30 protein-coding genes are annotated in these 26,092 nt (G+C 41.6%); 4 read left to right on the forward strand and 26 right to left on the reverse strand.

Features of this window, described 5'->3' with window-relative positions:
• Positions 1-120: 120 nt before the first annotated feature.
• Genes HMPREF9447_RS24040 through HMPREF9447_RS24050 form a run of 3 tightly spaced genes read right to left on the reverse strand, consistent with a single transcriptional unit; the run spans position 121 to position 1,388 of the window.
• The gene (locus HMPREF9447_RS24040) at positions 121-657 is read right to left on the reverse strand and encodes a hypothetical protein (protein WP_005794323.1); all 537 of its coding nucleotides are present in this window, start codon (positions 655-657) and stop codon (positions 121-123) included.
• A complete protein-coding gene (locus tag HMPREF9447_RS24045; protein WP_009132282.1) occupies positions 658-933 on the reverse strand; it encodes a hypothetical protein in 276 nt (91 codons plus the stop codon).
• Positions 933-1,388, reverse strand: coding sequence for a RuvC family protein (locus HMPREF9447_RS24050; RefSeq protein WP_009132283.1), 456 nt, complete (start codon positions 1,386-1,388; stop codon positions 933-935). The genes HMPREF9447_RS24045 and HMPREF9447_RS24050 overlap by 1 nt, the downstream gene beginning before the upstream one ends.
• A gap of 379 nt (positions 1,389-1,767) precedes the next feature.
• Between HMPREF9447_RS24050 and HMPREF9447_RS28635 the strand changes: the two genes are divergently transcribed.
• A complete protein-coding gene (locus HMPREF9447_RS28635; protein WP_153877579.1) occupies positions 1,768-1,911 on the forward strand; it encodes a hypothetical protein in 144 nt (47 codons plus the stop codon).
• 12 nt (positions 1,912-1,923) lie between these two features.
• Here HMPREF9447_RS28635 and HMPREF9447_RS24060 read toward each other — a convergent pair whose 3' ends face one another.
• The 13 genes from HMPREF9447_RS24060 to HMPREF9447_RS24115 all read right to left on the reverse strand — a co-directional run bounded on the left by HMPREF9447_RS24060 (position 1,924) and on the right by HMPREF9447_RS24115 (position 9,156).
• Positions 1,924-2,136: a hypothetical protein gene (locus HMPREF9447_RS24060; RefSeq protein WP_009132284.1), complete on the reverse strand. Its 213-nt coding sequence runs from the start codon at positions 2,134-2,136 to the stop codon at positions 1,924-1,926.
• Position 2,137: 1 nt separating this feature from the next.
• Entirely contained in the window at positions 2,138-2,929 is a 792-nt protein-coding gene (locus HMPREF9447_RS24065) for a hypothetical protein (RefSeq protein WP_009132285.1), read from the reverse strand.
• 159 nt (positions 2,930-3,088) lie between these two features.
• Positions 3,089-3,832, reverse strand: a complete 744-nt coding sequence (locus HMPREF9447_RS24070; protein WP_009132286.1) for a hypothetical protein — start codon at positions 3,830-3,832, stop codon at positions 3,089-3,091.
• A gap of 6 nt (positions 3,833-3,838) precedes the next feature.
• Positions 3,839-4,117: an HU family DNA-binding protein gene (locus tag HMPREF9447_RS24075; RefSeq protein ID WP_009132287.1), complete on the reverse strand. Its 279-nt coding sequence runs from the start codon at positions 4,115-4,117 to the stop codon at positions 3,839-3,841.
• Between the two features lie 3 nt (positions 4,118-4,120).
• Positions 4,121-4,549, reverse strand: a complete 429-nt coding sequence (locus HMPREF9447_RS24080) for a hypothetical protein (protein ID WP_009132288.1) — start codon at positions 4,547-4,549, stop codon at positions 4,121-4,123.
• Between the two features lies 1 nt (position 4,550).
• The gene (locus tag HMPREF9447_RS27995; protein WP_117928592.1) at positions 4,551-4,778 is read right to left on the reverse strand and encodes a hypothetical protein; all 228 of its coding nucleotides are present in this window, start codon (positions 4,776-4,778) and stop codon (positions 4,551-4,553) included.
• 60 nt (positions 4,779-4,838) lie between these two features.
• Positions 4,839-5,453, reverse strand: a complete 615-nt coding sequence (locus HMPREF9447_RS24085; protein WP_009132289.1) for a hypothetical protein — start codon at positions 5,451-5,453, stop codon at positions 4,839-4,841.
• Entirely contained in the window at positions 5,450-5,674 is a 225-nt protein-coding gene (locus tag HMPREF9447_RS24090; RefSeq protein ID WP_009132290.1) for a hypothetical protein, read from the reverse strand. Before HMPREF9447_RS24090 ends, HMPREF9447_RS24085 begins: the two co-directional genes overlap by 4 nt.
• A complete protein-coding gene (locus HMPREF9447_RS24095; protein WP_004326700.1) occupies positions 5,674-6,582 on the reverse strand; it encodes a recombinase RecT in 909 nt (302 codons plus the stop codon). Before HMPREF9447_RS24095 ends, HMPREF9447_RS24090 begins: the two co-directional genes overlap by 1 nt.
• A complete protein-coding gene (locus HMPREF9447_RS24100; protein ID WP_009132291.1) occupies positions 6,579-7,547 on the reverse strand; it encodes a PD-(D/E)XK nuclease-like domain-containing protein in 969 nt (322 codons plus the stop codon). The genes HMPREF9447_RS24095 and HMPREF9447_RS24100 overlap by 4 nt, the downstream gene beginning before the upstream one ends.
• A 71-nt stretch (positions 7,548-7,618) precedes the next feature.
• Positions 7,619-8,320, reverse strand: a complete 702-nt coding sequence (locus tag HMPREF9447_RS24105; protein ID WP_009132292.1) for a hypothetical protein — start codon at positions 8,318-8,320, stop codon at positions 7,619-7,621.
• 384 nt (positions 8,321-8,704) lie between these two features.
• Entirely contained in the window at positions 8,705-8,956 is a 252-nt protein-coding gene (locus tag HMPREF9447_RS24110) for a helix-turn-helix domain-containing protein (protein WP_009132293.1), read from the reverse strand.
• The gene (locus HMPREF9447_RS24115) at positions 8,953-9,156 is read right to left on the reverse strand and encodes a hypothetical protein (protein WP_005794293.1); all 204 of its coding nucleotides are present in this window, start codon (positions 9,154-9,156) and stop codon (positions 8,953-8,955) included. The genes HMPREF9447_RS24110 and HMPREF9447_RS24115 overlap by 4 nt, the downstream gene beginning before the upstream one ends.
• Before the next feature lie 777 nt (positions 9,157-9,933).
• Between HMPREF9447_RS24115 and HMPREF9447_RS24120 the strand changes: the two genes are divergently transcribed.
• Together HMPREF9447_RS24120 and HMPREF9447_RS24125 are read left to right on the forward strand one after the other, a co-directional pair.
• The gene (locus HMPREF9447_RS24120) at positions 9,934-10,704 is read left to right on the forward strand and encodes a S24 family peptidase (protein WP_004326695.1); all 771 of its coding nucleotides are present in this window, start codon (positions 9,934-9,936) and stop codon (positions 10,702-10,704) included.
• A gap of 1 nt (position 10,705) precedes the next feature.
• Entirely contained in the window at positions 10,706-11,044 is a 339-nt protein-coding gene (locus tag HMPREF9447_RS24125; protein WP_004326694.1) for a hypothetical protein, read from the forward strand.
• A 164-nt stretch (positions 11,045-11,208) separates the two neighbouring features.
• Here HMPREF9447_RS24125 and HMPREF9447_RS27510 read toward each other — a convergent pair whose 3' ends face one another.
• The 7 genes from HMPREF9447_RS27510 to HMPREF9447_RS24160 all read right to left on the reverse strand — a co-directional run bounded on the left by HMPREF9447_RS27510 (position 11,209) and on the right by HMPREF9447_RS24160 (position 18,339).
• Entirely contained in the window at positions 11,209-12,156 is a 948-nt protein-coding gene (locus HMPREF9447_RS27510) for a DUF4858 domain-containing protein (RefSeq protein ID WP_009132294.1), read from the reverse strand.
• A gap of 107 nt (positions 12,157-12,263) precedes the next feature.
• Positions 12,264-13,574: a DUF58 domain-containing protein gene (locus tag HMPREF9447_RS24135; RefSeq protein ID WP_009132295.1), complete on the reverse strand. Its 1,311-nt coding sequence runs from the start codon at positions 13,572-13,574 to the stop codon at positions 12,264-12,266.
• A complete protein-coding gene (locus tag HMPREF9447_RS24140; protein ID WP_009132296.1) occupies positions 13,571-14,545 on the reverse strand; it encodes an AAA family ATPase in 975 nt (324 codons plus the stop codon). Before HMPREF9447_RS24140 ends, HMPREF9447_RS24135 begins: the two co-directional genes overlap by 4 nt.
• Before the next feature lie 10 nt (positions 14,546-14,555).
• Complete coding sequence (locus HMPREF9447_RS24145; RefSeq protein ID WP_009132297.1) at positions 14,556-15,827, reverse strand: DUF4350 domain-containing protein; 1,272 nt, start codon at positions 15,825-15,827, stop codon at positions 14,556-14,558.
• Complete coding sequence (locus HMPREF9447_RS24150) at positions 15,824-16,438, reverse strand: DUF4129 domain-containing protein (protein ID WP_009132298.1); 615 nt, start codon at positions 16,436-16,438, stop codon at positions 15,824-15,826. The genes HMPREF9447_RS24145 and HMPREF9447_RS24150 overlap by 4 nt, the downstream gene beginning before the upstream one ends.
• A gap of 7 nt (positions 16,439-16,445) precedes the next feature.
• Positions 16,446-17,396: a hypothetical protein gene (locus HMPREF9447_RS24155; protein ID WP_009132299.1), complete on the reverse strand. Its 951-nt coding sequence runs from the start codon at positions 17,394-17,396 to the stop codon at positions 16,446-16,448.
• A complete protein-coding gene (locus HMPREF9447_RS24160) occupies positions 17,377-18,339 on the reverse strand; it encodes a stage II sporulation protein M (RefSeq protein ID WP_009132300.1) in 963 nt (320 codons plus the stop codon). Before HMPREF9447_RS24160 ends, HMPREF9447_RS24155 begins: the two co-directional genes overlap by 20 nt.
• Before the next feature lie 102 nt (positions 18,340-18,441).
• Here HMPREF9447_RS24160 and HMPREF9447_RS24165 point away from each other — a divergent pair, with 102 nt between their 5' ends.
• Positions 18,442-19,167: an RDD family protein gene (locus HMPREF9447_RS24165; RefSeq protein WP_009132301.1), complete on the forward strand. Its 726-nt coding sequence runs from the start codon at positions 18,442-18,444 to the stop codon at positions 19,165-19,167.
• Between the two features lie 8 nt (positions 19,168-19,175).
• On the opposite strand, the gene HMPREF9447_RS24170 is transcribed toward HMPREF9447_RS24165, so the two are convergent.
• The 3 genes from HMPREF9447_RS24170 to HMPREF9447_RS24180 form a co-directional block, all read right to left on the reverse strand.
• On the reverse strand, positions 19,176-19,799 hold the full coding sequence (locus HMPREF9447_RS24170) for a TetR/AcrR family transcriptional regulator (RefSeq protein ID WP_009132302.1): 624 nt from the start codon (positions 19,797-19,799) through the stop codon (positions 19,176-19,178).
• Positions 19,775-24,004, reverse strand: coding sequence for an acyl-CoA dehydratase activase-related protein (locus HMPREF9447_RS24175; protein ID WP_009132303.1), 4,230 nt, complete (start codon positions 24,002-24,004; stop codon positions 19,775-19,777). The genes HMPREF9447_RS24170 and HMPREF9447_RS24175 overlap by 25 nt, the downstream gene beginning before the upstream one ends.
• 567 nt (positions 24,005-24,571) lie before the next feature.
• Positions 24,572-26,050 (reverse strand): IS1182 family transposase, encoded by a 1,479-nt coding sequence (locus HMPREF9447_RS24180; RefSeq protein WP_009130381.1) that lies wholly within the window; start codon positions 26,048-26,050, stop codon positions 24,572-24,574.
• Between the last annotated feature and the right edge of the window lie 42 nt (positions 26,051-26,092).

Here is a 26,092-nt window from a genome sequence, read left to right on the forward strand (position 1 = left end):
ACCGCCACATGCAAAACAAGAAAATACCTTTCCCTTATCTTTAGTAAAAACAGCATCTTCTAAAGACCAGCGATAAGGATAGAGATGTTGTGTATGGGGGGGGGGTAATTACATCTTTCATCATTCCACCTCCCATAATTCAGCTACTCTTTTGAACTCTTCATCAGCTGGAACCGGGCAATCTTTGATCCATTGCATATCTTTTACTTTCCATAACGAAAGGTCTGTGTTGTCAGGAATATGCTTTTTAATATCAGGAAAAAGATTGAGCCGAAGAGATTTACTTTCCATAAGTTCATCTTTGTAATCCAACAAAAAATTATTGGCCTCCAATAAACTATGAACATCATTAACAGAATGTGGAGTGTAAACAACTCCATCGAAGTATCTGATATAATTGGGGAGCATATCAGCCAGTGCCGTATATAGAAATAATTTTCCTTTATTTCCATAGGCCAATTTTTGAACGGTTTTGATACTTTCAGCCAAATTTGCCAGTTTTTCAGGAAACAAAAGTGGTTCTCCACCAGTTATCATGATCTCTTTGTAATTAAAGTGCTCAACAACTGGTAATTTTGAAAAATCCCATGAGTTGTTGCAACACATAGGACATTTGTTCGGACATTTGGTTGTAACCAATAGACGTAACTTTTCCATTTATAATGATATTGTTTGGGTGTATTTCAATTCTCCGGTATATCCACGTGCTTTCAATTCTGCGATAAGTTCCCGTGGAGAAAATTTTGCCAATTCAGGATTGGAATATATTTTCTTCAAATTCCCCCCCCCCGGAGTTTTCTTACGGTTTCTGGCATAAACATTACCGCACTCTTTACAATATGTCTGCAATCCATCTTCGGTTGAAGCATTTTTCCAAAACTCACTGACCGGAAGTTCCCGGCCACATTTGCTACATTTTTTTAATTTTTCCATTATTCCTTTTCTTTAATTCTACCATATTCACATATTAGTAAGGCATCCGAAGTTGCCAATGTAACTTTTGCATACGGGAACAGCTGTTGGGCTTTCTTCTTTAAGATGTTTTTCCATTCTGTCTTACCCAATTTGTCTGTATTTCGTAATCCTATAGTTTTTTGCCAAGTTTGTGGAGATACTGTTACTGTCGGAATCCCACAAGCTATCAATCCCATAGTCAGCTGTCCGTAACTTTCTCCAAAAACAAAAGAGGCAGAAGCACTTTGTCCGGTCATGCCATTCACTCGTTCCAAATAACAAACGCTATTTTCTTTGTATATGGAGAGAAAATCTAATAAGTCTTTGGGAGTTGGTGGCATTTTGATACACTCCAATAATTTGTTATTCTCGGTGTCGTACACTACAATACCACCGTTTTTGCCAACATCTATACCTATGATCCTTCGTTTCATAAATTATACTTTTTTGTTTATAAATCTTTTGAGCTTAATTACATCTTTCTTTCCAAGCCTTAGTGCTTCACTGGTCTTGATGTCAGAAGGTGAAGCTTTACAATTCTCGGTTATCCTTTCAAAATGTCGGATAAAGGATTTTAGGAAATAGTCGGGAATTTCAACTTTCATAATGATTGATTTATGAGAATAAGCCCGGACTCGAACCGGGAACTGTTGCAATCAGGATTTTCGTTTCTGCTTCCGTTTGTACGTATGTCAAGTGTTAATAGCATGATTACCTGACTCGTGATGCTATTCGTGCATTTTTACCACAGAAACTAAGCGTCTTCCAATTCCGCCACTTATTCGTTTGCCTCCACAATAGAGGCATTCTTATATGAACAAAAAGACTCTTTGTAGTATCTACCGCCGTGGAGCGTATGCAGCGTACTCGGCTCGACTTGCAAAGAGAAGAAAAAAGGTGAGGCATGATAGTTCCCGGATAGGCGGCCAAGCCACACCGGGAGAAGCTGATTATTAATCGGGTTAATGATTATTGTTTTAAGAATTTAGCAAAAGTCTTGATTGAGCTTTCATTATTACTTTTTAAAGAGGCCAATTCTGTATTTTTAGAAGTTAGCGTAGAAATAACAGATTTATTCTTTTCGATTTCTGTATCAATATCACTATTAAGTGTTTCCAAATCGGCTTTTGCTTGTGCAAATTGAGACAATATTGTATCTCTTCTTTGTTGAAATGTCGGCATACTATTTTGTTATTTTTAGAAATTCAGGAGCAATACCATACAAAGGGCTTGTTCCATCCCATTTGTCAATGAACTGTTTATATAATATTTCTTTTGTCAGACCTCTTGACTGAATTAGAGCCTGCTCGGTTTTTAACTGTTCCAGTTCATTGCGCTTCTTCTGTTCCTCAATTTGTTGATCCAACACGGAGATATTGGTATTCACTTCATTTCTACTATCAATTTTTTCGCGAACTTTATCGGAGAACTCCAACTGGGCAGAGAATGTGAGTAATTGCAGACCTCTTTTTTCAAACTCTTTGTCAACTATCTGTTCCAATCGTTTCTCAAACACTAATGAACCTCCATCAGCCATTAAACTGTCAGTCTTATGTTTCCGACTTTCCTCTTTTATCAAATCATATATACGTGGCTCCAAAATGTTATCTTCTAACGAAGACATGAAATCACTTCCACGGCCAATATGCTTGTTGTCAAAGACAACATCAATGGCACGGTTCTTGATAACTTTATAGCTATATGTGGGACGTGCCTTGAACTCTGTATTATCGGCTGCTTTCAGTGTGACAGCTTCGGCAAATTCTCCACGCTGATCGAATAGCGGAACTTGAAAAAGCTCTGTGCCTAATTCCCATGTAGATACCTTACCGGAAACGATTTTAAAATCTTCTTTCCCTTGTTTGCCGTAGTTCTCCATAAGGACACCGGCATAATTGGGAGCAACTCTTTCGCATGAAGCAAACAAAACAACGGCAAATAATGCCACAATCAAAAAATCAATCTTTCTTTTCATTTTCTACTTTTTTAATGATATTATAAACTATAAATGCTACAGTCAGCATGATTATTGAAATTCCAAGCCACGCATTTATGTGATTGAATACGCGGTTGCCAATGAAGAAAGCCGATACGACAAGTACCGGCTTCCAGTATTTCTTTACAGACTTCATTGTTATTGTTCGATAATGGCAATATCCGGTGCCAATTTACGAATTAACAACAATTGCTCGTCAATGGCCTTATTACGCTCTTCTTCCACTATTACTTCTGCACCGGGAGAGCAAAGGGATAATCGAATGTTACGCCCATCCACATCTGCAATGATTTCCACTTCAATTTCTTCTGCCGGGCGACCTTTGAAAATCGGAACAATAAGATTGAATGAGGCCGGAAGATTGGAGTTGACAACTTGGCTGTAATTGTCAGTGCGACTACCGTTGTCTTGTCGGGAGTTTTCCACTTTTGAGTCAATGCTGGCTTTGAAGTTCTTCAAGACTGTTACCAGTTCCATGTTGTATTGTGCATCCTTGAAGAAGGCACGATTCATTTTGAAGAACTTTGAAAGCTGCACCGGTTCCCATGTCTTGCTTGTGTTAATACCAAATTCAAGAAACTTGGGATAGTATTTCAACTCACCTCTTACAGTAGCTTTATTCCTACTGTCAGTTTCATTGGTGACAAGTTTAAGTGTCATTTTCTCCCGATCAACAAGAATATAGCAACGTTTCTGATTGATCTGCTCTTTTTCAGAGATTCTTTTCAAGAGAAATTCATGAACACTTCCAATTGTTCCGGCTAATTCTACCTTATCAGGCTCCAGTACCGGTAACTCATTTTCTTCGTGAAGTTCAATAACTCTAAGGGTTGCTTCGGTCATACCCGGAGCAAAGTTCACTTGCATCTTTTCGTTTCCCATGCTGTTCTACAAATTTTTAGTTCTGTTTTTAAATGATTTGGCAGGTTTGAAATGTGGAGTATAATGCTCCGCTATGACAATAGTCTCGTTTTTGTGTATGTTACGAGCAACTTTTCGTTTATAGTGTTTGGGTGACAGTGTGCCAAAACCTCTGATATAAAGAGTCTTTCCATTAGCTACTGCATCCACGGTCTCTTTCAGTGCTGCCTCTATGACAGTTCGGACTTCACAAATAGCGATACCGGTTGATTCGGCTACTTGCTTGATAAGTTCTTCTTTCCTCATAGCTTATCCCTCCGTACCAGTAGATTCCATGTCCTCGAAGACTGTTTTCTGCATCTCTTGTGCTTCCATCGGACGTTCTTTAACCAAGTCACCATTACCATTGTAATATCCGGTAGTACGGGTGCTACGTTCCATGAACTTAAAGCATTCATCCGTAATTTCCTCATAACCACGCTTTATATCGGTAAGCAACGTTTTTTTACGCTCTTTTTTAGGTTTCATCTTGTCTTTGTATGCCTGCATGAAAGCTTTCTTTTCTTCTTCCAGTGCGGCCATATCAAGATCAATATTTGCCAACTCCGTTTTCCGTTCACCCATTTCTTCCTCACTGAAAGGAGAGGTATAGGTGATTCTTTCAACTGCTGCGCAATTGTCTTCCAACATTTGTCTGCGAAGCAATGGATTCTTGTCTTTAAATAGTTCTTTATCCATATCATAACGGTTTTAAGCCATATCGGGCAGAACCGACAAATGGCTGTGGGTTAGTCCTTATGTTTGCTTTGTGTATATCATCTGTACGATGATTGAATAATCGGGGTAATCCCGTTATTTTGTCATATACAACCAGTTCAGACGATACATAACAAATAAAGCCTTTCAGTCGCTCTTTCAACCATGCGTTCTGATAGGCTCTGCGTTCACGATACTCTTGGTAGCTCATTCCTTTGGGACGAGCTGTGAGAAGGGGAGTGTAATTTCTCGCCCCCCCCCCGATTTAGATTTACTCTTTCCCATCAATCAAATTTTTATATTGTTTTTCTGAAACGAACTTGTCGCAGTTCTTATACCAAGTGCCATCATTTATTTTGTATGGGTTGCTCGTTTCATCCACTTCATTCATAATACCGACTACCGCATTTTCTTTGTTGTTATCATCCCATACGATAACAACATCGCCGACAGTCGGGATATATTCAGGCTGTAACTTCTCAAAATTGAAGGAGTAATGTTTTTCTTCCTTCATGGCGGCAAGCATCTTTGCCTTTTCCTCTTCTGTAGCTTTACGGAATCCCTTCATGCCTCCGATACCAGCTTCGGGTGTGAGTTTTACAAAAACTCTGTCACCTTCATCGTTGGAAGGAACATAAGCGACAAGGCCGAAAGGTACTTTTATTGCTGGTAAAAAAGGAAGCGGCCTTTCTTCTCTAATTTCAGAGAGAATCATCATGCTGCCCCCTCCGCGATTTGGATTGATAATTACGTCACCGGGGATGAATGTCTCACCTTCAAACTCAAATTTACCCCCCCCCATAACTTTTTGGGTAGATTGCATACTTTCTTCTTTCACGATTTTTACCATGTGTCCTTCGGGCACTTCAACTGTTACTGTTCTCATTTTAATTTGATTTTAAACTGGTTATTGTATTCTATGTATTTTTTCGGGCAGGTTGTTTCTATAATTCCGTTCATTGTAGGAATACGAAACAACTTGCCGGATTTATGAAGCTCTTTTTCAAGCTGTTTTGCTTTATGTAAAGCAGCCAAAGAACGTGTTTCATTTTCGATCAGTTCTTTAGCCGCTGTGATACTGTTACTAATTTTTTCACATGAATCCATTACTTGACTTCTTCTGCGTATGGAGTATCGTCTTCCTCAAAATCGTCCGGTTTCTGACCTTGTGCCTTTTTCCAGTCTTCAAACATTTCATCATCCAACTGGCTCTCTGTTTCAAGAACTTTAATCATGGAATCTGAAATGCCGGTTTTGGGCAGGAATTTGAAAGCCCAGTTCACGATTGTTTTTCGAGCCATTTCTTCAAAGTCTGTGTCCCACGGGGATTGCTTGCCTTTCTTGACAGCCTCACTACGACTTTTTATTTCTTCAATACGTGCTTTGGGCATTGCATCGAATTTTACAACACCGGAAGTCAAGACTGCAAAATAGTAGCCTCCAAGAAGATCACCACGTTCTCCGAATACATTGGGTTTGTGGATGATAGTGCCACCGGTACCTTTTGTCATGCTGAACTCGTCATTAGCATAAACCAAATCAGAATAAATATCTTTTACAACACCGGTGCGGATCAAAATATCAACTTTACCCATGTATGAAGCTTGGAACTTCACTTTGCCTTTGTACGGTACAAGATACCCCAACCTTAGTTCAGGATTGAGCGTCAGACCGGTAAGAGAAACGTTTTTGATTGCTTCGACAAGATGATCGGGATATTGCCGGGCACAGTCAATCAAATAAGGATTATTCAACATTGCCTGCATAGCGAAATTGACTTCACGGGCAAATTGCTGTTCTGTGCCACCAGCTGCTATAAATGCCTTTTTAGGGGAGATAAAACAGCTTTCCAATCCTTTCAGTTGTACTGGAAAGGCTGGTGGGGCAGAAGGAACGGGCGGTTGTGGTGTGGAAGGTGTTGGGGAGACCGGTTCTGTTTTTGTTGGTGAAGGAGCATTGTGTTGTTCCATTCCCAAGTTCCCTTGTTGGGGGGATTGATTCTCTGTTTTACTCATTGTTCTTGATTATTATAAAAGTTAAACATCTTGTTCTTTTCAAATGCAGGTGTGTCAGGTATCATTATTCTTCGTCCTTTGAATCCCGGCTGAATAAATATCTGTGCACCGTCAAAATCATTGTTTTGTGTACAGTAAACATGCTGGTCTAACAATTTCTTGAATGCCAATGCGCTTGCCCCCATTTTCACAATTCCGTCTTCCAAATGGAAAGCCCAGTTAGCTGCACTGACAAATACTGCGTCATAGGGAGCTGTCTTTTGTTGCATAACCCAGTAGAACTCCTTCCATACTCCAGTACGTTCATGTTCAAAAAACTGGTAGAAGGCTGCCGAAATACCGTAATGAAATTTGGCGATAGTCCGGTTAACTGTTTCTTCATGAAGATCATCAACCGCCAATGTTTTCCAGTCAACAATTTTTTTGGCCGTTTCCACATCAGGGCGATATTTGAACTTGCATCCTTCGTATTCAACGAAATGGCTAACTTCGGCTTTTCCCCATTTTAATATCTGCCTAATCTGTTTGGAGGTGTCCCGGCAATTATTAAGAAGCTCATAAACCATTGTTTCAACCAATTGTATATCGGTTGTGCTTGTCAATGTTTTACCGGGATTTGATTCTTTGGCCTCTATTAGTGCAATCTGATATTTTTGGGTGTCTCGTCCATACGGACAGCCAGTTTTAGGATTTATAGGTGGCTCAAATACAAGAAGATTGTTTCTCCATTTGTCAAGTGTTCCAGTATTAACAAGACTTTCCATTGCATCATGGTACAGCGAGCCTTTTTCAGAAGCTTCAATACTGATCTCGAACATTTCAGGGTGCAATGCCTTGTATCGGGCAAACTTTGGGGACACCATATAATCTTTAATCTGCGTACTACTTAGGAAATCTTTGAATCTTTCTCCACGGTGGTATTCTTCATTTGGCAGATTGTAAATTGTATCTTCTATATTACTCATATAATGAATTTGGAGTTTTACAAAAAACTCCCTACTTTCGCAAGCAAGGAGCCAATAACTAACTAAAAAACTTATTCATCACTTGTAGATAGTAATTCTTTGTAATTCTGTAATATGTATTCTTTTTCTTTATCTGTAAAAGAATAGGCTTTAGCCATAAATTTCATTGCCATATCCTCATTGTGATCGGAAAGGGGATAATAGTCAGTAGCGAATTTGTAAGTAAGCCTATTCAATCGCTCATACTTAACTTTGACCTCTTTAACCCGTCCGCTTATTTCCGAGATAATACCGGACGCTTCTTGCATCTTTTCGTCATATTCTTTTTGGTCTTTCGCTGCTTGTTCTTTCATAACCTTGTTCTGTGCGGCAAAGTTTGAAATCTTTTCGTATAGTTCACTTGAATATACAAAGCCACAGTTAACCTCAAAGTCTGGCTTGATAGAGTAATTGTATTTATCTTTCTTGACGAGATATTTGTAGTCGCTTCCGAGTTTGTTCCAATCGTATTCAACTTTGCGAAGGGTTTTCGCATTACGTAATGCTTCTGCTACCGCATTCGCTTCTTCCATGTCTGTAAAAGCGTAACCTTCAAAGAATGGGATCGTGAACACTTTCAAATCAGCAGGTTCAATCTCAAACAATTCGGGAACCTCCGGCTTATCCATAATTTTGATACCTTCCTCCATCATGCGGAGTTTAATCAATTTCTGTACATCTTCCTCCGTTAACGCAAGAATCTCTTGCTCGGTCATTTCTGTAATTCCTTTCATACTTTTAGCATTTAAAATGTGTTCCCGTCCGCGTTCCGATGGATTGTTGGCCGTAGCTTTTTAGCGGTGACCGCTTCTTGCGAAGCACGGGTATATATATCATTTAAAGTATCTATTCAGTTAAGAATGTATTTATAAACGCCCTACGTTTACTTTGTCATAATATAAGTTGTTTTTGATAACTTAGTGATTCGTGTGCTGCATCTTCTTATTGGCAGTCCGTATTCACACTCTTTTCACTAATCCGCTTTGGCTACTTTGTCGGTCTATTTCGCCCTTTAGATAAGCAGTAAACCTTGTTTTAAGTCTTTATTTGTTCAGACTATACAATATGTCAAAGAACGTTTTGTTAGTTCCCGGAAAGACGGCCAAATCCGTCCGGGATTATTTTCTTTCCATGAATTTTCTCAAAGCTGATTTGGTAAAAATGAGACTCTTGCCATTTTTGGTGTGAGGAATATCATGTATTCGATTGTATAAGGTTTGCAACTTCCATCCAAGAAATACAGCTGCTTGTTTGGCATTCAAATACTCTTCGGTTTCAACAGTCGCCATTTCAGTTACAGCCTTTCTCACATCATTGCGAATAAACTTGTGCAGTTCTTCTGCAATCATTCTGGCATCTGAACGGTTCATTTCTTTATCGCTTCGATGGTTATCTGATTTTTATCTTTGTCGATGGATGTTGAATATCTTTCAACGTCTTCACGGGGATCAGTAAAAGCTAATTGATAGGCGTAGCTTCTTGCATTGACGCAATCCTTGTAAGAATCCAGCTGCATTACTTTGGAAGAACCAGCTTTAATACTTAGAATATCTTTCTTTGTTACTTTCATATTATTTTCTATTTTATACTTAAATTTTCCACAAAAAAATTTGCATAAAAGAAAGCTAACAACTACATTTGCCAATGAGATATGTAGTAAGTGGCTTTTGAAGTCGCCAGCTTTCTTGTTGTTCAAACTTACACTCTTTGTTTGTTTGACGTTGCAAATATACTTCATATTTTCAGAAGTACAATAAAATGCTTCATAAAATTTGTAGTATATCGTATGTTATAAAACATGTTTTAATATAAGTTGCTGGTTTATAAAATGTTATACAAGTGAGGCTTGCGTAAAAAGAAAGCTTTCTGAAAAAAAAGTAATGTCGTTCTATTAGTATTGTAATAATTGAAGAAGTAAAAGACGATCTCATTCGGTAAGGTGCTGGATTGCTGCATAGTTAGCCCTTAGACGGTTTCCCGTTTTTGCTATATGCAGCATAAGAAATGTCTCGTTCGTATAAGTACGCCGTTCTTAGCTGGCCGGGCATTAACAAGTTACCCGACTTCCCGGATTTTTCGCTTACTTGTAGCTGTGCAGGCATCCCGGTTTCGTTTGCCTCTCAATATCGCACGCCTTTCGCAGTATTGAGTTGTAAGAGTGTAACCCTCTGTCTCTCCGCTATGCGGCCTACCGCCGATTACACAATGTGGAGAAAAAGAAAATCCGCAAATAGGTAGCAGCTATTTACGGATTTCTATATATAAACTCCAAATAGGATGTTTAATCAATTTATGTGGTAATACTGCTACTATTACGGATGCAAATATACTACTTAATTTGTGAAGTATGCAAGAAGTTGACGATAAAAAATTGAGTGATCTCTCAAAAAGGTTTTTGCAAGCAATTTCATATTGTGGTTTGAGTGGGTATAAATTGAAGAAAGACAATATTATATCCAGTGAATCAACTCTTACCAGTATAAAAAAAGGGATTCAGTTACCAAGTAAAAAAACAATTGATGCTTTTTGTGAGAAGTATGATGTGAGCAGAGCATGGCTATATACTGGAGAAGGTTTGTTTGCAAAGACTCCATCAGGACAGATAGAACCTTCGGAGAAGGATATTAGGGATGCTCTGAAAAATGCGAGAATGCAATCAGACTCTACGATTAGTAAAGTAGCTCCTTATCTTCAAGATATTCTTGTAAAAGTAAAATATGTTCCGATAGATGCTGCGGCTTCATTTGTCGAAAGCTTATATAACACAGCTTATGAAATTGATTCTTATGGTGTCATGCCGGAAGAAGGTGAAGTGCTTGATGATTCTTATATGGTCTTTCAAGTACGTGGTGACAGCATGGAGCCAACTATACCGGACGGAGCTAAAATTCTTGCTCGCAAAATAGAAGAAGGTTTGTGGGAAAGCGCGTCAGGAGTTGTGAGTATTGTGTATGGGAAAACACTTTCAGTCAAGCGGATATTGAAAAACAGTCTTTTCTTGGATAATGTGCTGACTTTAAAGGCTGATAACCCCAAGCATGGCCAGTTAGATGTCGAGAGAAGAGAAATAAGGGGGATGTGGCAAGCATTACGCATAATAAGTCAAAAGATTATTTGATATGGAAGAAAGGGCTATTGACAGATTACGAAAATTTGCAAGGTATGCACGTGATAAGGGAGTTGTCAAAGGTGAGAACTCGTTTGAGGCTTATTGTGAATTATCAAATAGATACATTTATAATTCCATAAGGAACGGGAAGGGGGCTATTGGAACTGATATAATAGCTCGTATTGTGGATAAGTTCCCGGAATTGAATGTGAAGTGGCTTTGTACTGGCAAAGGGAATATGATTGAGACGGATATTGATGCGAATGTCAACTACAAAGCAGCTTATGAAGGTGCGATGATGCAGATAGAAGCACTGCATAAAATTATAGAAGAAAATAAGCGGAGATGATATAAATATGATACCATTAATATATTTTTAATAAGTATTTTATTGATTATCAGTATAATAGCAAAATGTGTTAGTCCCGTACGCACCGCGAAAATCGAGATTAAAGCTCTGAAGTTTATAGCTTCGGAGCTTTTTCTTTTTTAGCTAGACCAGATTCATATCTGTCAACGCCTGTCACTGCCAGATGATATTTTTAATGCCGTAGTGGTGAAGAGCACCTTTTCTATTTCATCGGAAGGATAGAATGAACGAAACTGCTGAGTAAGATTCAACTTTAGCCGATAGAACCTTCCTCCTATCTGCGCAAATGAAACAACAAGTTCCATACCTTCATAAAAAAGTCTGTATCCATTCCAGTTACGAATAAATGTGCCTTTAAAGTTATGCATATCGGGAAGGTAAAAGGTAAAGTCGCCTTTGCCTTCGGAGGTATATTTAAAATAGAGAAGTCCTTTTTTCAATTGCTCGTGCTCTTTTAAATCAGTATTGATTTTCTCTTGAGCCTCCACGGAACCAACAAAATTCATGGCATAGTCTCCTTCATCTAAACGATAGTATTCATAGCGTCCTTTGGCCTCATCGGGTTTTGAATAAAGACTCAGGGCAATCAACGTTTTCCGGGCATTTTTGCGTGTCCTGAAATCCCAAAACTTTTTTGTGAACAGTTCGTCTAAGCTATAATTAAAACTACCCTTATTTATTATTTCTCCTGCACTTTCCTGAAACATTATCTCTTTGCCAAAGGGCTTTTTATCCGTAGTAAATTCTATTCTTTTTTTATATATCGGATCGTAATTATACTTGGTAGCACCACTATAGGGCATCAGACTCATTCCCGGTTTTCGAAGAGGTTCTTGCCCCAATGGATAAGGGCTATCCGGCAGACTTGTGTCGAAATGTAAACGATCTTTATAAATAATGGGTTGTTCGGGAAGCTGATTAAAGTTAGTACCTATTGACTGAATGGCACTCTTATTTAATTCTATTTCTTCAGAACTTTCTAATATCTTCTTCAAATTTAAGGAATCTTGAGCTGTCCACTGGGCACAACAATCCATTGCACACCAAAGATATACCATAAACAATATAGCTACTTTGATAATCTTCTTCATACTTAATACCTACATAATTCGAAACAAAGATAGACAAGTACACGTCTGTCTACAATTAGTATCGACCAGCAGTTTCTATTAGTAGATGAAACAGTATGATTTAAGGATCATAAGAGTTGTCTCGATTTCATCTCCAGATATTTATTAATCACATCAATCGAAAGGTTTTCAGGGGTAGTTAATAAGGAATAAATGCCATGCTGTTTCAGCGTGGATACTATCAATCGCTTTTCAAAGGCAAATTTCTCGGCAATGACATGACGATAATATCCTTCCGTATCCTTCGCAGGAGTGGCAATGTAGTTTTTCAGTTCTGCATCTTCAAAAAAGACCACAAGCAGACGGTGCTGGCGATTTAATTGCTGCAAATACGCCAACTGGCGGTTCATGCTACCCAGACTGGAGAAATTAGTATACAACACCAGAAGACTGCGTTTAGTGACATGCTTGTTCAAATGCACACAAAGGGAAGAAAAGTCCGTTTCACCGAAAGTGGTCTGCTGAGCATAGAGATTTTCAAGCAATGTCTGCATATGGCCCGAACGCTTGGAGGCCGGAACAAATGTGTCGAAGTGCGCATCAAAAGTCACAATGCCCGCCTTGTCTTCCCGACGCATGGCTACGTACGAAAGAACCAGCGAAGCATTTATCGCATAATCGAGCAAAGTCATTCCACGGAATGCCTGCTGCATCACCCGGCCTTTATCTATCACATTGTAAATCTGTTGGGAGCGTTCATCCTGATAGATGTTTACCATAAGTTCGTGGCGACGGGCACTTGCTTTCCAGTTTATCGTACGGTAATCGTCGCCCTTCACATATTCTTTGATCTGCTCAAACTCGGTATGATGTCCCACCCGGCGGATGCGTTTGATACCCATCTCTGTAAGGTTATCACTGATGGCCAACAATTCATACCGGTGCAACATCAGGTAAGAGGGGTATACTTTGATGTCGAGCGACTCTCCACAGGTATACCGACGGGAAAGCAAACCTATTTTATGGGTGACGAACACACGAATCCTCCCAAAACCGTATACTCCCCGACTGGTAGGACGCAGATTATAACTGATTGACTTTCCCTCATTAGCCTGAAGTTCGGTCCGGAAACATATATTGCGCTGCTGAAACACAAAAGGAATTTCATCGACAACTTCTACAGAAACAGGATGCGGATAACTGTTCTCCACCCGGATGCTCACCGCATTTTCATCCCCGTTGGAGAAACGGTCGGAGCATTGGCGGAATGCCTGGATACCCCGGATACAATAGAGCATATATCCATCTGCCAGCACCGCCAGAAAAAAGATAAAAAGTGCCCATTGCCCGATCACAAACAATGGGTCATATACAGTTCCGCTACCCAACAACAGGATAATCAGAATGAGGATAATATAGAAGCGACGGGTCAGAATCATTTCGGAACTTCCACCTTATCAATCAGGCGTTGCGTTACTTTCACCGGAGAATAGCCTTCCATTTCAGCTTCCGCAGTCAGGATGAGACGATGTTGAAGGACACTTGAAGCGACAAACTTAATGTCTTCCGGTGTCACAAAATCACGTCCCTGCAACAATGCATAAGCCTTGGAAGCCTGCAACATTGCTACGGATGCACGCGGGGAAGCCCCCAGATACACCGCCTTACTTGTACGTGTCTGCTGCACAATCAAGGCAATATATTGAAGCAGAGTGCGGTCTACAAACACTTGGTTCATTACACTGCGGAGAGATAAAAGTTCCGCTTTCGTAATGGCAGGAGTGACGTCTTCCAGCTTCACCAGCGAGGCATTGGTATGATGGCGTTCCAGAATACTCACTTCTTCATCCAACGAAGGATAGTCCATTGTTATTTTCATCAGGAAGCGGTCGAGCTGCGCTTCGGGCAATTTATAAGTTCCCTCCTGCTCCACCGGATTCTGAGTAGCCAGAATTGTGTAAAGCTCTCCCATCGGGTACGTCGTCCCGTCAATGCTGACCTGGCGTTCTTCCATCACTTCGAACAAGGCCGCCTGCGTTTTGGCAGGGGCACGGTTGATTTCGTCCACCAGTATGACATCGGCAAACACCGGTCCTTGATGGAAGTCAAAATCATTGGTTTTCATGTTGAAGACCGTAGTACCCAGCACATCACTCGGCATCAGGTCCGGAGTGAACTGTATGCGACTGAAATCAGCATCAACCAGCCGGGCAACCAGACGTGCCAGCAAAGTCTTCGCTACCCCCGGCACTCCTTCTATCAGCACATGACCATTTGCCAGAATAGCTGTCAGCACCAGGTCTACCGTTTGCTCCTGCCCTACGATGACAGAAGCAATCCGATCTTTCAACTCTTGTATTTTCTCGGAAAAGAGGGTTAAATCCACCCGTTGTTCTGTGTTCTCTTCCATAAGTTTCTTTTTATATATGACTAATTATTTCATTCATTTTATCAATGTAGCGCTTCATCTGTTCCACGGAGATGTCACATCCACCATAAATTACCGGCCTGACTGTACGGATAAATACTCCTATTTCTTCCTCATTCATACCTGTTTTCAGGGCAATCCTGCTGAAAGAGCGTTCATCATCCGCTACTTCTTCTATATCTACCTGAATCTCCCTCCTCAACTCTTCTGCAAAGTACATGTACTTTTTGCGAACCAAATCGCCATGGTCTTTCTTCTGGAAATAGAGAGTGCCTATCAATTCTGTGAACTCCAGCGACTTATTTTCCGGTTTGCGGATAACCGGTATCGCACGCTGTCTTCTCCGTGCAGTAAATAGCATGAAGAGCAGTATGGCAAGCATCGTCAGATACAAAGCCCAACGAAGCGGCCTCTGCGAGAGGAAATAGCGGAAAGGAGACATCTGCACCTGTGCTGTTTGCTCCATATAAGCTTCAGTACGGACAATGGAAAGTTCTCCCATTTGCGATAGCAGACGGAAAAGATAAGTAGCATTATTCCCGTCCAGCACACCGTAGTTGGTAAAGAGTAACGGTGTGGAAGCCAGAATAATCTCTCCTTTCCCCCACTGATATGACATGGCAACCGGAACGTGGGTAATAGTATCTGAAAAAGCGGAATCCACATCAGCTTCATATCTGAATTCATTTACTGAAATATTCTTTACTGCCAACACCTTCGCCGGAAGCGAATCTGTGAGAAAATAAGATGAACACAGTTGAGGATAGAAATAGAAATTCTGTCGGGGATAAACCGCAGAATCCCCTATCCAACACAGACTATCCTTCATCAACAGTGAAGTAGCATACTTCTTCAAAGCTACCGGACTAAAATAAGAATAGCTGTTTCTGAACTTCAATGTGTCTTCCAGCTTATTGCTGAACCAGGTACTTACCAACATTATCTTATTCCCGCGTTCCGCCATTTTCAGTAAAGCATCCACATCTACCTCTGATGGCATCCGGTTATTGGCAATAGCTAATATTCCCCTGCAAGACACCGTATCCTTCTGCTCCATCTGGTAAAAGGTTTCTCTGGATAATGAATACCCCATCGGCAACGAAACGGACAACAAGCTGTCAAAAACAGCACACCCGAAAGGCTGCTTATCGTAATGGCTGAAAGTAGGATTCCACACGAATTTCTTCGGCAAGCGACATTCTATTGCAAACATCAACAGCAGAAAGATGACAATTCCGACGATGAACCAATGACTTCCTTTCATGCAGCCCCTCCTTTCTTCACATCTTCCTGCAAGGAATGCATGGTGTGAAACAACGCTTCGGTCGCTTCAAAATTTCCATAACGCACCCGCAGGAAATGATGGGTCAACTGCCGGAAAGCGGGCAACCGCACTTCATTGATGTACTGTGTGGGTGTTTTGTAAAGTTGCCAGTCGATACGTCCTTCATCACTGAGTTGCTTTAGCGTCTGCAAATATAATAACCGGACTGCTTCCCTGTAGTCATGACGTGAAAGTGCATCGGCAATCCCTTTCGTAAAATCCACTCCATAAATAGTATCTTCTTCCACCGTATAAGGCAAGGCATTCTTACGGGAATACGCGAATAATTCCGGATGCTTTCTGTAAACGAACCAGCCTACCAGAATAAGGATAAGAATGGCGATACCTATCAGAATCAGTTCCGAATATTCTTCCGCAAAGTTGCTACCGAATATTTTTTGCATGACTTCTCCGAACCATCTGTTGAACCACTCGAATAAATTAATTTCGGGAGCAATCAACTCACGGTTATAGTCATACGCCGCATCAGACTGCCATACGGCAACCTGAGCGGTGTCACAAACCAATGTATCAGCCGGAGAAGTTATCATTTACATTTTAAAGCTTATCGAAATTATCAATATCACTTTCTACCATGATGCTATCCACCTTTTCCGAAGCATGACCATACTGATAAGCCAGTCCGACAAACGAAAAAATCATGGCGAGGTAAGCACCAAATACCTGTACAACAGCCAGCAGATAAAGCAAGAAGCTATATCCTACGGATACGGTTGCTTCAGTCCCCCCGCTACTTGTAGCAAAGATGTACTTCACCACTGTTCCTATGTACCAAGGTATCAGCGCCACTCCCTGTAAGATACCGGCAATGATTCCCATGACAAGAGATATCATAAAGATACCTCCCCAAGTAGTAAATCCCAAGCGAAAAGTCTTTTTCAGCGACTCCACAATACTGATATCTTCAAGCAGGTAGATAGGTGCCCAGAGACTAAACGGTACAGCTACGGCTATCATAAACGGGGTTAGCAGAATTATAACAATTGGGAATAAAGTGACAGGAAATAAAGCAGCTATGACACCGATAACCAGGCTGGCAAACATCGTCAAGAGCAATCCGAAGAAGACCAATATAAACATCCTCTTCACATTATGGAGCAACATAGGTCGCAGCATCCCCAACGTGACGCCTTGCAAGCGTTCCTCCCGCTCATTATAAGTCCGAATCATTGCATAAACCAATGCAGTCAGCAACACAATGCCTATTATCAACAGAAGCATATACAGACCGTAATAAGAAAAGAACGACATCAGCAAAGTAGAATCAGAATACATAGCTCCACTCTCCATCAAACCAGACATACCTATCGTATAAGTCATCAATCCATTCAAACTTAATGCCTGAACAAGACAAAGCGGTAAAAGCAAATAGGTTGCATACTTCAGCATCAACTTCCAATTCTCTTTTATAAAATCGAAAGATGCATTAAACTTCTCACCGAAAGAACGTTTTACGTACAACGCAATTTTAGGTTTCTCTGTTTCCATGTCGTTTTCTATTAGGTAAATAAATATAGTAGAATAAAATAAATGCCAGGGAAGCAAGAATCAGACCAAGTCTCAGTGCATCAGGTAACTCGGTGTGGCGGGTGATAAAGCCTTCAATGAATCCTGCCATGACAAATACAGGGATAGTGCCTATCACAATCTTCACTCCTCGTTTGGCTCCCCTTCGGAAAGATTCCAGTCTTGAATAGGTTCCGGGGAACAGCCACCCGTTTCCCAAAGCCAGTCCGGCAGCACCGGCCACAATGATGGCCCAGATTTCGAGTGTTCCGTGCAGCCATACGGCAAGCATGGACTCTCCAAGCAGACCGTGCTGGAAAAAGAAGGTTTGGAAAGAACCCAACATGATTCCATTGGCAAAAAGCATATATCCTGTGCCGAAGCTGGTTAAGATTCCCATTGCAAAGCAATTGAAGGAAACCATGATATTGTTGAGCGTGATGCCCAGAAACATAGGCACTTCCGAAGAGCCGCTATATACAGCCATAGGTTCTCCGTTGGCTATGTTATTCAATGTCATATCCACATAGTTATTTCCCAGAATCAGACGGACAAAATCGGGGTCACCCACAGTGGAAATCACTCCGACCGCTACGCTGACAATGAAAATAAAGAATGAAACAAGCAGTTCACGACGTGCATCGTGCATGGTCTGCGGTACTTCCTGCGTCCAGAAAGTGATAACTCTTGACCACTTCTCACGCTTGTTCCGATAAATTTTATTATGCAGCGCCGAAGCGAGATTGTTCAGATAAATGGTAATACGGGAGGTTGGAAAATGCGTTTGTGCAAACGCCAGATCGGCAGTAAGGTCCGTATATGCGTCGGCAAGCCTGTCGGGAGACAAGCTTGTAGCCTGCTCCACCACCTTCTCGGCTTCTTTCCATTTTTCGATATTCCGACGAATGAACGTTACTTCTTTCATACTTTTCCCAAGGACTTCGGATGAGTTTTGTCTGAAATCGGTAACAAAAATAAGAGAATAATGATATATTTGCAACGAAATACTAAAAATGTTCAATCGGAAATGGCAGAATCTACTATAATCACCGGACAATTCGTCCGTATCAGCCAAACACCCGCCAGCATTGGCGAACGATTTCTGGCATTAGTCATCGACTATACCCTAATAGGACTTTATGTATATTCCACTGCAACCCTGCTCCCCAAACTTCCGGTATCTTCGGATTTTACAATGACTGTTTTTTTTGCCGTAATCTATCTGCCTGTATTATTCTATGCATTTTTATGTGAAATGTTCAACCACGGGCAAAGCCTCGGAAAGAAGCTCATGAGCATCCGGGTGGTAAAAGCCGATGGTTCCACTCCGAGCATAGGTTCTTATCTGCTTCGCTGGCTTCTCTTCCCAATTGATGTTCCCGTCACCGGAGGGCTCGGAATATTAGTTATTTTACTTACCAAGAACAGTCAGCGGATGGGCGACCTTGCCGCAGGCACAATGGTTATCAAGGATAAGAATTACCGCAAGATACATGTCAGTCTTGATGAGTTCGATTATCTGACGAAAGATTACCGTCCCACATATCCGCAAGCCGCCGACTTATCACTGGAACAGGTAAATGTAATCACCCGGACTTTGCAATCCGGGAAAAAAGACCGTACACGGCGCATCATGCAGCTTGCCCAAAAAGTGCAGGAGATTCTTTCAATTACACCCCGGGATGGCGGACAGGAACAATTCCTGCAAACCATACTCCGGGATTATCAATACTATGCATTGGAAGAAATCTGACGACTCAATTAATCTTCATAGCATAACAGATTCTTCATTTGCATGATGATATAGGACTTCCATTCCATAAGTATTTCTGTAAAATCTTCGTTCTCCCCCTCATTGGAGGACAGGGAAAGAAACAGCTTCTTTGCCAGGAAAGGAAAAGTCAACGCTCCATAAAGTGTAAAAAAGATGAAGTGCATAGGAACCTGCTTCAGTTTACCGGAATCCATCTCCTCCTGAAGGCTGGTAGCTATTTTGTGGAAATAGCGTTCCAGTTGCAATTCACGGGCCGTACTAATCAGATGTTCCACATCACGTTCTATCTCCCTTACCATGAACACCGGAAGATAAGGATACCGGAGGAAAACATTAAAATAAGCATCCACCAGTCTACCCACCCGTTCAGGAAGAGGTTTATCCTGCAACATGATATCCTGAATTTCAGGAGCCAGAGAAAGTATGATGTTCCCGAAAACCGCTTGAAACATCTTGTCTTTCGTCCTGAAATAATAATGCAGAACTGGTCTGTTTATCCCTACAGCCGTCGCGATATCACTCATGTTCGTTTCAACAAAACCATTTTTCATAAACAACTGCTGTGCAGCCTCTATTATTTTTCTCTCTAAATCGTTGTCATTTGTCGCCATATCTCTCGTTCTTTCAAATTGTCTATAAAAAGTAACATTCTATTTACTATATTTACGTCGCTCACTCCACTATCAAAATCTAAAGATAATAGATTTATATCCGGGAAAAGAATTTTGATGCGTTTTTCTATTCCTTTCGCCACAATATGATTGGCGATGCAGCCGAAAGGTTGTAAACTGATGACGTTATTCACTCCCTGACGGACATATGAAACGACTTCCGCAGGAAGCAGCCAACCCTCTCCAAACTGGGCACTGAGTGAAATAATATTCTCAGCTCCGGCCGCTTCATCGAAAATGTCATTGAAAGGAGCGAAGTAACGAAAGCGACCTGCAATCGTATTTATCTTATCCACTTGTTTTTTCACAAGCTTATAAAGCCAATCAAAAGCATAATCGGAAAATTGCTTCTCTTTAAGATAGGACTGCACATCCACCTTCCGGTTCACGAAACTTTGCATGAAAAAGTCAGTCAGAATTGGAGGAACCACCTCTATACCTCTTTCTATAAGCCAATCAATGGCATTTTTCTGTGCAAAAGGATTGAACTTCAGAAATATTTCTCCGACAATCCCCACCTTCGGAGTATCGCAATCCATACAGACAGCATTAAATTCATCGGCAGCAGCTTGCAACAAACGGGTTAGCTGTCTTGTACTTCTTCGCAGGATAGCTTCAGAAGCGAGTCCCAGATATTTATCACGCAATTTAGCCGAAGCGCCTGCTTCTTTCTCGCGGACTACGGAGGCATAATAGAATTTGGCAATACAGTCGCTATACAGAACCGAGTAAAGGGCAATAGGAAGCACCTTCAACCAATTCACCTTGAAGGCCGGCTGGTTATTCTCTATCATGCTGCCGAAAGAGACGGATATCACCGGTACATCCGTATATCCGGCATCTATCAGGGCCTTTTTTATCAAAGAGATATAGTTGCTGGCACGGCACTGCCCGCCTGTCTGGGTAATGGCAACAGTGGTTTTTGCAGGGTCATACCGCTTTGTCTTGAACGCCTTTATGATGTCACCCACTATCAACGTAGCCGGATAGCAAACTTCATTATTGGCATATTTCAATCCCCATTCGCTCGATTCACCGTCGCTCAAAGGCAGGTTTTCCGCATCAAATCCGGCAACCTGCAAAAGAGCCGGAAGCAACGGGGAGATGAAAGGTGTAAAGAACGGAAGCAATATCTTACGGTCACGATATGCCTTATCATACACCGGGACTGTTACGAATTCTTTCGTATCCTGCTTTTCGTTTTCCTGCGTATTTGCCAGTTTCAGGCTTTCTACCAAAGACCTCACTCTCAACTTCATCGAACCGACATTACTTATATCATCCAGTTTCAATAAAGTGAGAGATTTATTGTGACGCATCAGCAAATCGCGCACTTCATCCACCAGGAAAGCGTCCGGACCACAACCGAATGAGGTCATCTCCACAAACTGCACATCTTTCCCTTGTTCGGCACACCACTTTGCCGCTTTCAGAATGCGATGTGTATAGGCCCACTGGGATACAAAATGAATGTCACCGAGATTGACATCTTTGTCCCTGCCCCAATCGTCGGATATGACATTCACTCCCATATCAGCAATCATATCAGATATCTTATGTTGTATTAACGGGTCGCTATGATATGGACGACCGGCAAGTACCACAGTAAGAGCACCCTCTTTGCGTGCACTCTGCAAAATCTCCCCGTTGCAGGAAACCAGCATCTTTTCAAAAGAATCCTGCTTACTCTCCGCCTTGTCAAAAGCAAGCTGAACCATCGTTTCATCAACGCCCAGTCTGCAAAGCAGTTCCTTGCATTGTTTATACAGCAGCTTCCGGTCTTTAAAAGATATGACCGGGGAATCGATAGGTATGCCACAGGATTGCACGCTCTTGATGACTTCCGAATATCCCGTCACAATGGGACAGTTATAACTGTTCTGCTCCTTCTCTTTCTTCTCAAAAATGACGAAAGGCATAAATATCCGGTTCACCTTTTTATGTATCAGATTGGAGATATGGCTATGCACCAGTTTGGCGGGAAAACAAATATTGTCGGACATAACCATGCGTGCATTATTCTCATAACTCAGGAAGTTGGAGACATCGGACAGGCAGACCTGTATGCCGCAAGCCGTGAAAAGAGTGTGCCAGAAAGGATATTCCTCATACATATTCAGACATCGGGGAATCCCGACAGTCAGCCAGGGATTGGTAATTTCCACCTTGCGGTCGAACAAAAGTTCATTCTTCCGGTGATAAATATTCTTTCCTTTATATTCACTGCCTTCGCCATTCGTGAACACCTTTTCGCACCGGTTGCCCGAATAGTAACTTTTCCCGTTTTCAAAGTCATAGCGCATCACCAGACATTGATTGTCACAGCCTTTGCAATGGAGGAAACGGGACTTGTATTGTGCCTTTCCTATCATTTCTTCCAGACGGATAGTTGCGCCCTGGTGCTTCTTTGCATAGAGGGCACAGCCGAATGCTCCCATCAGTTCCGGAGTGGTACATCTGGATACTTCGGTATCTGTGAGAAGTTCTATTGCACGTACAATGGCATCATTGCGCATTGTGCCACCCTGCACGACAATGTTCTTTCCCAATGCAGATACATCTTTCAGTTTCAACACTTTATAGAGACAGTTCTTAACGACTGAATAGGCCAGTCCGGCAGCAATGTCGTCTACCGTAGCTCCATCACGCAGCACTTGCTTCACTTTAGAATTCATGAAAACCGTGCATCGTGTCCCCAAGTCGCATGGAGCCTTTGCACGACAAGCCGCTAAAGAGAAATCATGCACCGTATATCCCAATGATTTAGCAAAGGTTTCCATGAACGAGCCGCATCCTGATGAACACGCTTCGTTTATCTCAATCCGGTCTATCCCGTCTTTATTTACGAATATGGCTTTCATATCCTGACCGCCAATATCCAGAATGAAAGACACATCCTTGTCCAGATATTGCGCCGCCATATAGTGGGCTATGGTTTCGATGATACCGGAATGAAGCTGGAAAGCACACTTCATCAAATCTTCACCGTAACCGGTAGAGCAACTTCCTTTTATATTTAGTACGGCTCCACAGTCCGAACATTTTTCATACAGGTCTTTCAGCCCTTCTTCAACGGTCTTAATAGCGTTTCCACCGTTCGTATTATAATAGGAGTACAACAGCCTCGATTCCGCATCAATAACCACAATCTTGGTAGTCGTGGAACCGGAATCGATACCCATGAAAACATCCTGTTCACCGGCAACTAGCTTGGATCTGACAATCTTGTTTCCGGCAATCCTTTCTTTCCATTCTTCGTATTCCGCTTCATCCTCAAAAATAGCTTTCAGACCTATAAACTTACCAGAAGAAGCATCTAACTTTTTATCAATAGCATCAATCAAGCCAGAGAGTGGAAAACTATGGTCTTTGTCCGTACAGGACAAGGCAGAGCCTAATGCCGGAAGCAGAGTTCCATCAGTCGGTAAAATCACTTCTTTTTCGTCAAGAGACAGATAATCGATAAAAGCCTTACGTAGCGCCGGAATAAAGGCCAAAGGACCGCCACAAAACAACACCGGAACCTGAATATCACAACCACGCGCCAGAGTAGTCACAGTTTGCACCGCTACCGCACGAAAGATGGAAGCCGCAATATTTTCCCGGCTGACATTCTTTGCTATAAGATTCTGAATATCCGTTTTGCAGAAAACTCCGCAACGTGAAGCTATCGGATACACCCGGTCCGCATTCATAGCAAGGGCATTCAGTTCGGAGACATTCACACCCAGTATAATTGCCATCTGGTCGATGAAAGCTCCAGTACCTCCCGCGCAGTTACCATTCATGCGCAAATCCGTAGCCTCGCCATTCCGGAAGAAAACAACTTTTGCGTCTTCACCGCCAATATCCACCATAGTGGCTACCTGAGGGTGTTCTTTCTGTATCGCTTTCGCTGCGGCAACCACTTCCTGCACAAATGGCAGGGAACATTTTTCAGAGATTCCCATTCCAATGGAACCGGTGATTCTGACAGTTACCTCTTCATCCCCTATCTGGGAAAGCAGTTCTTTCAGGAAAGCAACGACCACTTCCCTGACACGCGTATTATGTCTTTCATATTTTGAAAATACAACGCTCTCTTTTTCATCAAGTACAACCAGCTTTGCTGTTGTAGAGCCAACATCAAGACCTATCTTCCACATATCGTTTCTATAATATATCGTTTAATCAGACTTACAAGTTTGACACATGTGTCAAACACAAACATAAGAAGAATAAATGATATACTATAACTCTATCATTCAAATAATTAACGTACTTTCAGGAGAAAAGGAGATAATTAAGGTTCATTAAGTTCGATATTCTCTTTTCGATGGGTATTGGCTTAGGGAGACTTTGTATTCAGCTGCGAAGTATTTAGGAAGGGGGTAACTCCGTGGTATAACTAACTAATTCCAACACCACAAGAAAAGAAATAGTTCATTACTGTAGGGTTATGAATCAAACGGACTATCTCCATTCCCCTCCTCCAGTCGGAGGAGGGGTGCCCAAAGGGCGGGGCGGTAGGTGAGAAAGAAATTCCTTAGTGTTATTATTGATAGGTACTTTATTGTTTTACCTACCACCTCCCCCTACGGGTACTCCTCCTCCCAGGAGGTTGTGTAAAAAGTAAGAATCAAGTATTCTTTGACATTTTGTATTAAAAAGGAAATGCTCTTTATCTCTTTATTTTGGAATTTCTATTGTTGTCCTTTGGCAAATGACCGCTATTAGGTATACTTAATACCCCAATAGTGGACTTGTTGCAATAGTACCTGTATGCTTTGAATGTTAGTCACCCTTCTTAGGTTATAGCATGTTGCGTACAAATCTATTTCAGCCTGTACCTTTTCCTTTCCTCTGAGTAGGAGTGGTATTTGCCCCATCCAGTATTTAAGAGTTCCGAAGGGATGTTCTACCAATGTTTTTCGTAAATGTATAAGCGCTTTGTATTTCATCCCCTTACACTTCTTCATATACTGTCTTATGGGTTCGGCATCTGCCCTTCGGTAGATAATCCGACCTTTTTTCGATGTGGTGCAGAACTTTATCAGGGGACAACCCTTGCAGTCTCTTCCCTGATATTTTCTATAAAGCTTTCCATGTTTACGAACTTGCCTGTCTTTAATAGGTAATATCTTTTCTTGGGAGCATATATAATAGTCATTGTCTGCATCATAGGTAAAAAAGATTCCGTGCTCCCGATCTTCTTTAGGAGAATGGTCTCCTTCATTGAAAGGAACGGCAATCACTTTGCCTTCTTCTTCAAGGGCCAGGATCTGTTCTTCATTGGCATAACCGGTGTCGGCAACGGCTTGGGTTACTTCTACCTGAAGGTCTTCCTGCATGGCATGAATCGAAGATTGAAGGTCTTCAAAGTCATTCGGGTGGTCGGTAACCTGCATGGCACCTATCAGATGATGTTGGGAATCTACCACTGATTGGACATTGTAAGCCGGAAGAAAACCGTTGCGGGTCTTCATCAGGCGAGCTTCGCGGTCAGAGGGAAAGCTTCTTTTGGAACCTTCATCCAGCATACGCTGTTTTTCCGCCTGAAGTTCTTCAACCTGTTGGCTCAAATGGGCTATCTTCTCCAGTAGGGAGCTCTCCACACCGAGATCGTCCGAGAGTTCGGATAATTGTTCCTGGGCTGTTTCCACCAGATCATTTTCATTAAGCTGGTGCAGATACTTCTCTAAACGGGTATCCAACAAGGCTAACTGTCGATTAATACCATCTAAAGTAAGACCGTCACGATTGGTATTGGCTTTGATTTTACTGCCGTCAACAGCTACCAATTTGCCTGAAATATAACCGGAACTGACCAGAAAGCGGCGGAAATCAAGGCAACATTCATGAATGCCCGAAGTTTGTTTGGAACGGAAATCGGCAATAGTCTTATGATCGGGATGGAGATTACCCAGAAGCCAGATCAACTCCATATTACGCAGAGTCTCGCGCTCCAGTTTACGGGAAGAACTGAGACTGTTTAAATAGCCGTAGACATACAGCTTGAGTAAAGTACCAAAGCTATAAGCCGAACGGCCTGTAGGACTGTTACCTTTATAAGATGAAAAATCAGGGTGCAATTTGATAAACTGATCGACAAAAACATCAATCAGACGAACAGGGTTCTCACAAGAGATATAAGAATCTAAAGACTCGGGAAGAGTCAGTTGATTACGATCAAAAGGTTGAATATAGCCCATAAAATTAATCCTATTGTTATCAAAGCAAAGATATAAAATCCT

It is taken from the genome of Bacteroides oleiciplenus YIT 12058 (assembly GCF_000315485.1).
GTDB lineage: Bacteria > Bacteroidota > Bacteroidia > Bacteroidales > Bacteroidaceae > Bacteroides > Bacteroides oleiciplenus.

Coding starts and splice junctions, on each gene's coding strand:
- HMPREF9447_RS24040 (WP_005794323.1), bottom strand. CDS start 657: ATGGAAAAGTTACGTCTATTGGTTACAACCAAATGTCCGAACAAATGT.
- HMPREF9447_RS24045 (WP_009132282.1), bottom strand. CDS start 933: ATGGAAAAATTAAAAAAATGTAGCAAATGTGGCCGGGAACTTCCGGTC.
- HMPREF9447_RS24050 (WP_009132283.1), bottom strand. CDS start 1,388: ATGAAACGAAGGATCATAGGTATAGATGTTGGCAAAAACGGTGGTATT.
- HMPREF9447_RS28635 (WP_153877579.1), top strand. CDS start 1,768: ATGAACAAAAAGACTCTTTGTAGTATCTACCGCCGTGGAGCGTATGCA.
- HMPREF9447_RS24060 (WP_009132284.1), bottom strand. CDS start 2,136: ATGCCGACATTTCAACAAAGAAGAGATACAATATTGTCTCAATTTGCA.
- HMPREF9447_RS24065 (WP_009132285.1), bottom strand. CDS start 2,929: ATGAAAAGAAAGATTGATTTTTTGATTGTGGCATTATTTGCCGTTGTT.
- HMPREF9447_RS24070 (WP_009132286.1), bottom strand. CDS start 3,832: ATGGGAAACGAAAAGATGCAAGTGAACTTTGCTCCGGGTATGACCGAA.
- HMPREF9447_RS24075 (WP_009132287.1), bottom strand. CDS start 4,117: ATGAGGAAAGAAGAACTTATCAAGCAAGTAGCCGAATCAACCGGTATC.
- HMPREF9447_RS24080 (WP_009132288.1), bottom strand. CDS start 4,549: ATGGATAAAGAACTATTTAAAGACAAGAATCCATTGCTTCGCAGACAA.
- HMPREF9447_RS27995 (WP_117928592.1), bottom strand. CDS start 4,778: ATGAGCTACCAAGAGTATCGTGAACGCAGAGCCTATCAGAACGCATGG.
- HMPREF9447_RS24085 (WP_009132289.1), bottom strand. CDS start 5,453: ATGAGAACAGTAACAGTTGAAGTGCCCGAAGGACACATGGTAAAAATC.
- HMPREF9447_RS24090 (WP_009132290.1), bottom strand. CDS start 5,674: ATGGATTCATGTGAAAAAATTAGTAACAGTATCACAGCGGCTAAAGAA.
- HMPREF9447_RS24095 (WP_004326700.1), bottom strand. CDS start 6,582: ATGAGTAAAACAGAGAATCAATCCCCCCAACAAGGGAACTTGGGAATG.
- HMPREF9447_RS24100 (WP_009132291.1), bottom strand. CDS start 7,547: ATGAGTAATATAGAAGATACAATTTACAATCTGCCAAATGAAGAATAC.
- HMPREF9447_RS24105 (WP_009132292.1), bottom strand. CDS start 8,320: ATGAAAGGAATTACAGAAATGACCGAGCAAGAGATTCTTGCGTTAACG.
- HMPREF9447_RS24110 (WP_009132293.1), bottom strand. CDS start 8,956: ATGAACCGTTCAGATGCCAGAATGATTGCAGAAGAACTGCACAAGTTT.
- HMPREF9447_RS24115 (WP_005794293.1), bottom strand. CDS start 9,156: ATGAAAGTAACAAAGAAAGATATTCTAAGTATTAAAGCTGGTTCTTCC.
- HMPREF9447_RS24120 (WP_004326695.1), top strand. CDS start 9,934: ATGCAAGAAGTTGACGATAAAAAATTGAGTGATCTCTCAAAAAGGTTT.
- HMPREF9447_RS24125 (WP_004326694.1), top strand. CDS start 10,706: ATGGAAGAAAGGGCTATTGACAGATTACGAAAATTTGCAAGGTATGCA.
- HMPREF9447_RS27510 (WP_009132294.1), bottom strand. CDS start 12,156: ATGAAGAAGATTATCAAAGTAGCTATATTGTTTATGGTATATCTTTGG.
- HMPREF9447_RS24135 (WP_009132295.1), bottom strand. CDS start 13,574: ATGATTCTGACCCGTCGCTTCTATATTATCCTCATTCTGATTATCCTG.
- HMPREF9447_RS24140 (WP_009132296.1), bottom strand. CDS start 14,545: ATGGAAGAGAACACAGAACAACGGGTGGATTTAACCCTCTTTTCCGAG.
- HMPREF9447_RS24145 (WP_009132297.1), bottom strand. CDS start 15,827: ATGAAAGGAAGTCATTGGTTCATCGTCGGAATTGTCATCTTTCTGCTG.
- HMPREF9447_RS24150 (WP_009132298.1), bottom strand. CDS start 16,438: ATGATAACTTCTCCGGCTGATACATTGGTTTGTGACACCGCTCAGGTT.
- HMPREF9447_RS24155 (WP_009132299.1), bottom strand. CDS start 17,396: ATGGAAACAGAGAAACCTAAAATTGCGTTGTACGTAAAACGTTCTTTC.
- HMPREF9447_RS24160 (WP_009132300.1), bottom strand. CDS start 18,339: ATGAAAGAAGTAACGTTCATTCGTCGGAATATCGAAAAATGGAAAGAA.
- HMPREF9447_RS24165 (WP_009132301.1), top strand. CDS start 18,442: ATGGCAGAATCTACTATAATCACCGGACAATTCGTCCGTATCAGCCAA.
- HMPREF9447_RS24170 (WP_009132302.1), bottom strand. CDS start 19,799: ATGGCGACAAATGACAACGATTTAGAGAGAAAAATAATAGAGGCTGCA.
- HMPREF9447_RS24175 (WP_009132303.1), bottom strand. CDS start 24,004: ATGTGGAAGATAGGTCTTGATGTTGGCTCTACAACAGCAAAGCTGGTT.
- HMPREF9447_RS24180 (WP_009130381.1), bottom strand. CDS start 26,050: ATGGGCTATATTCAACCTTTTGATCGTAATCAACTGACTCTTCCCGAG.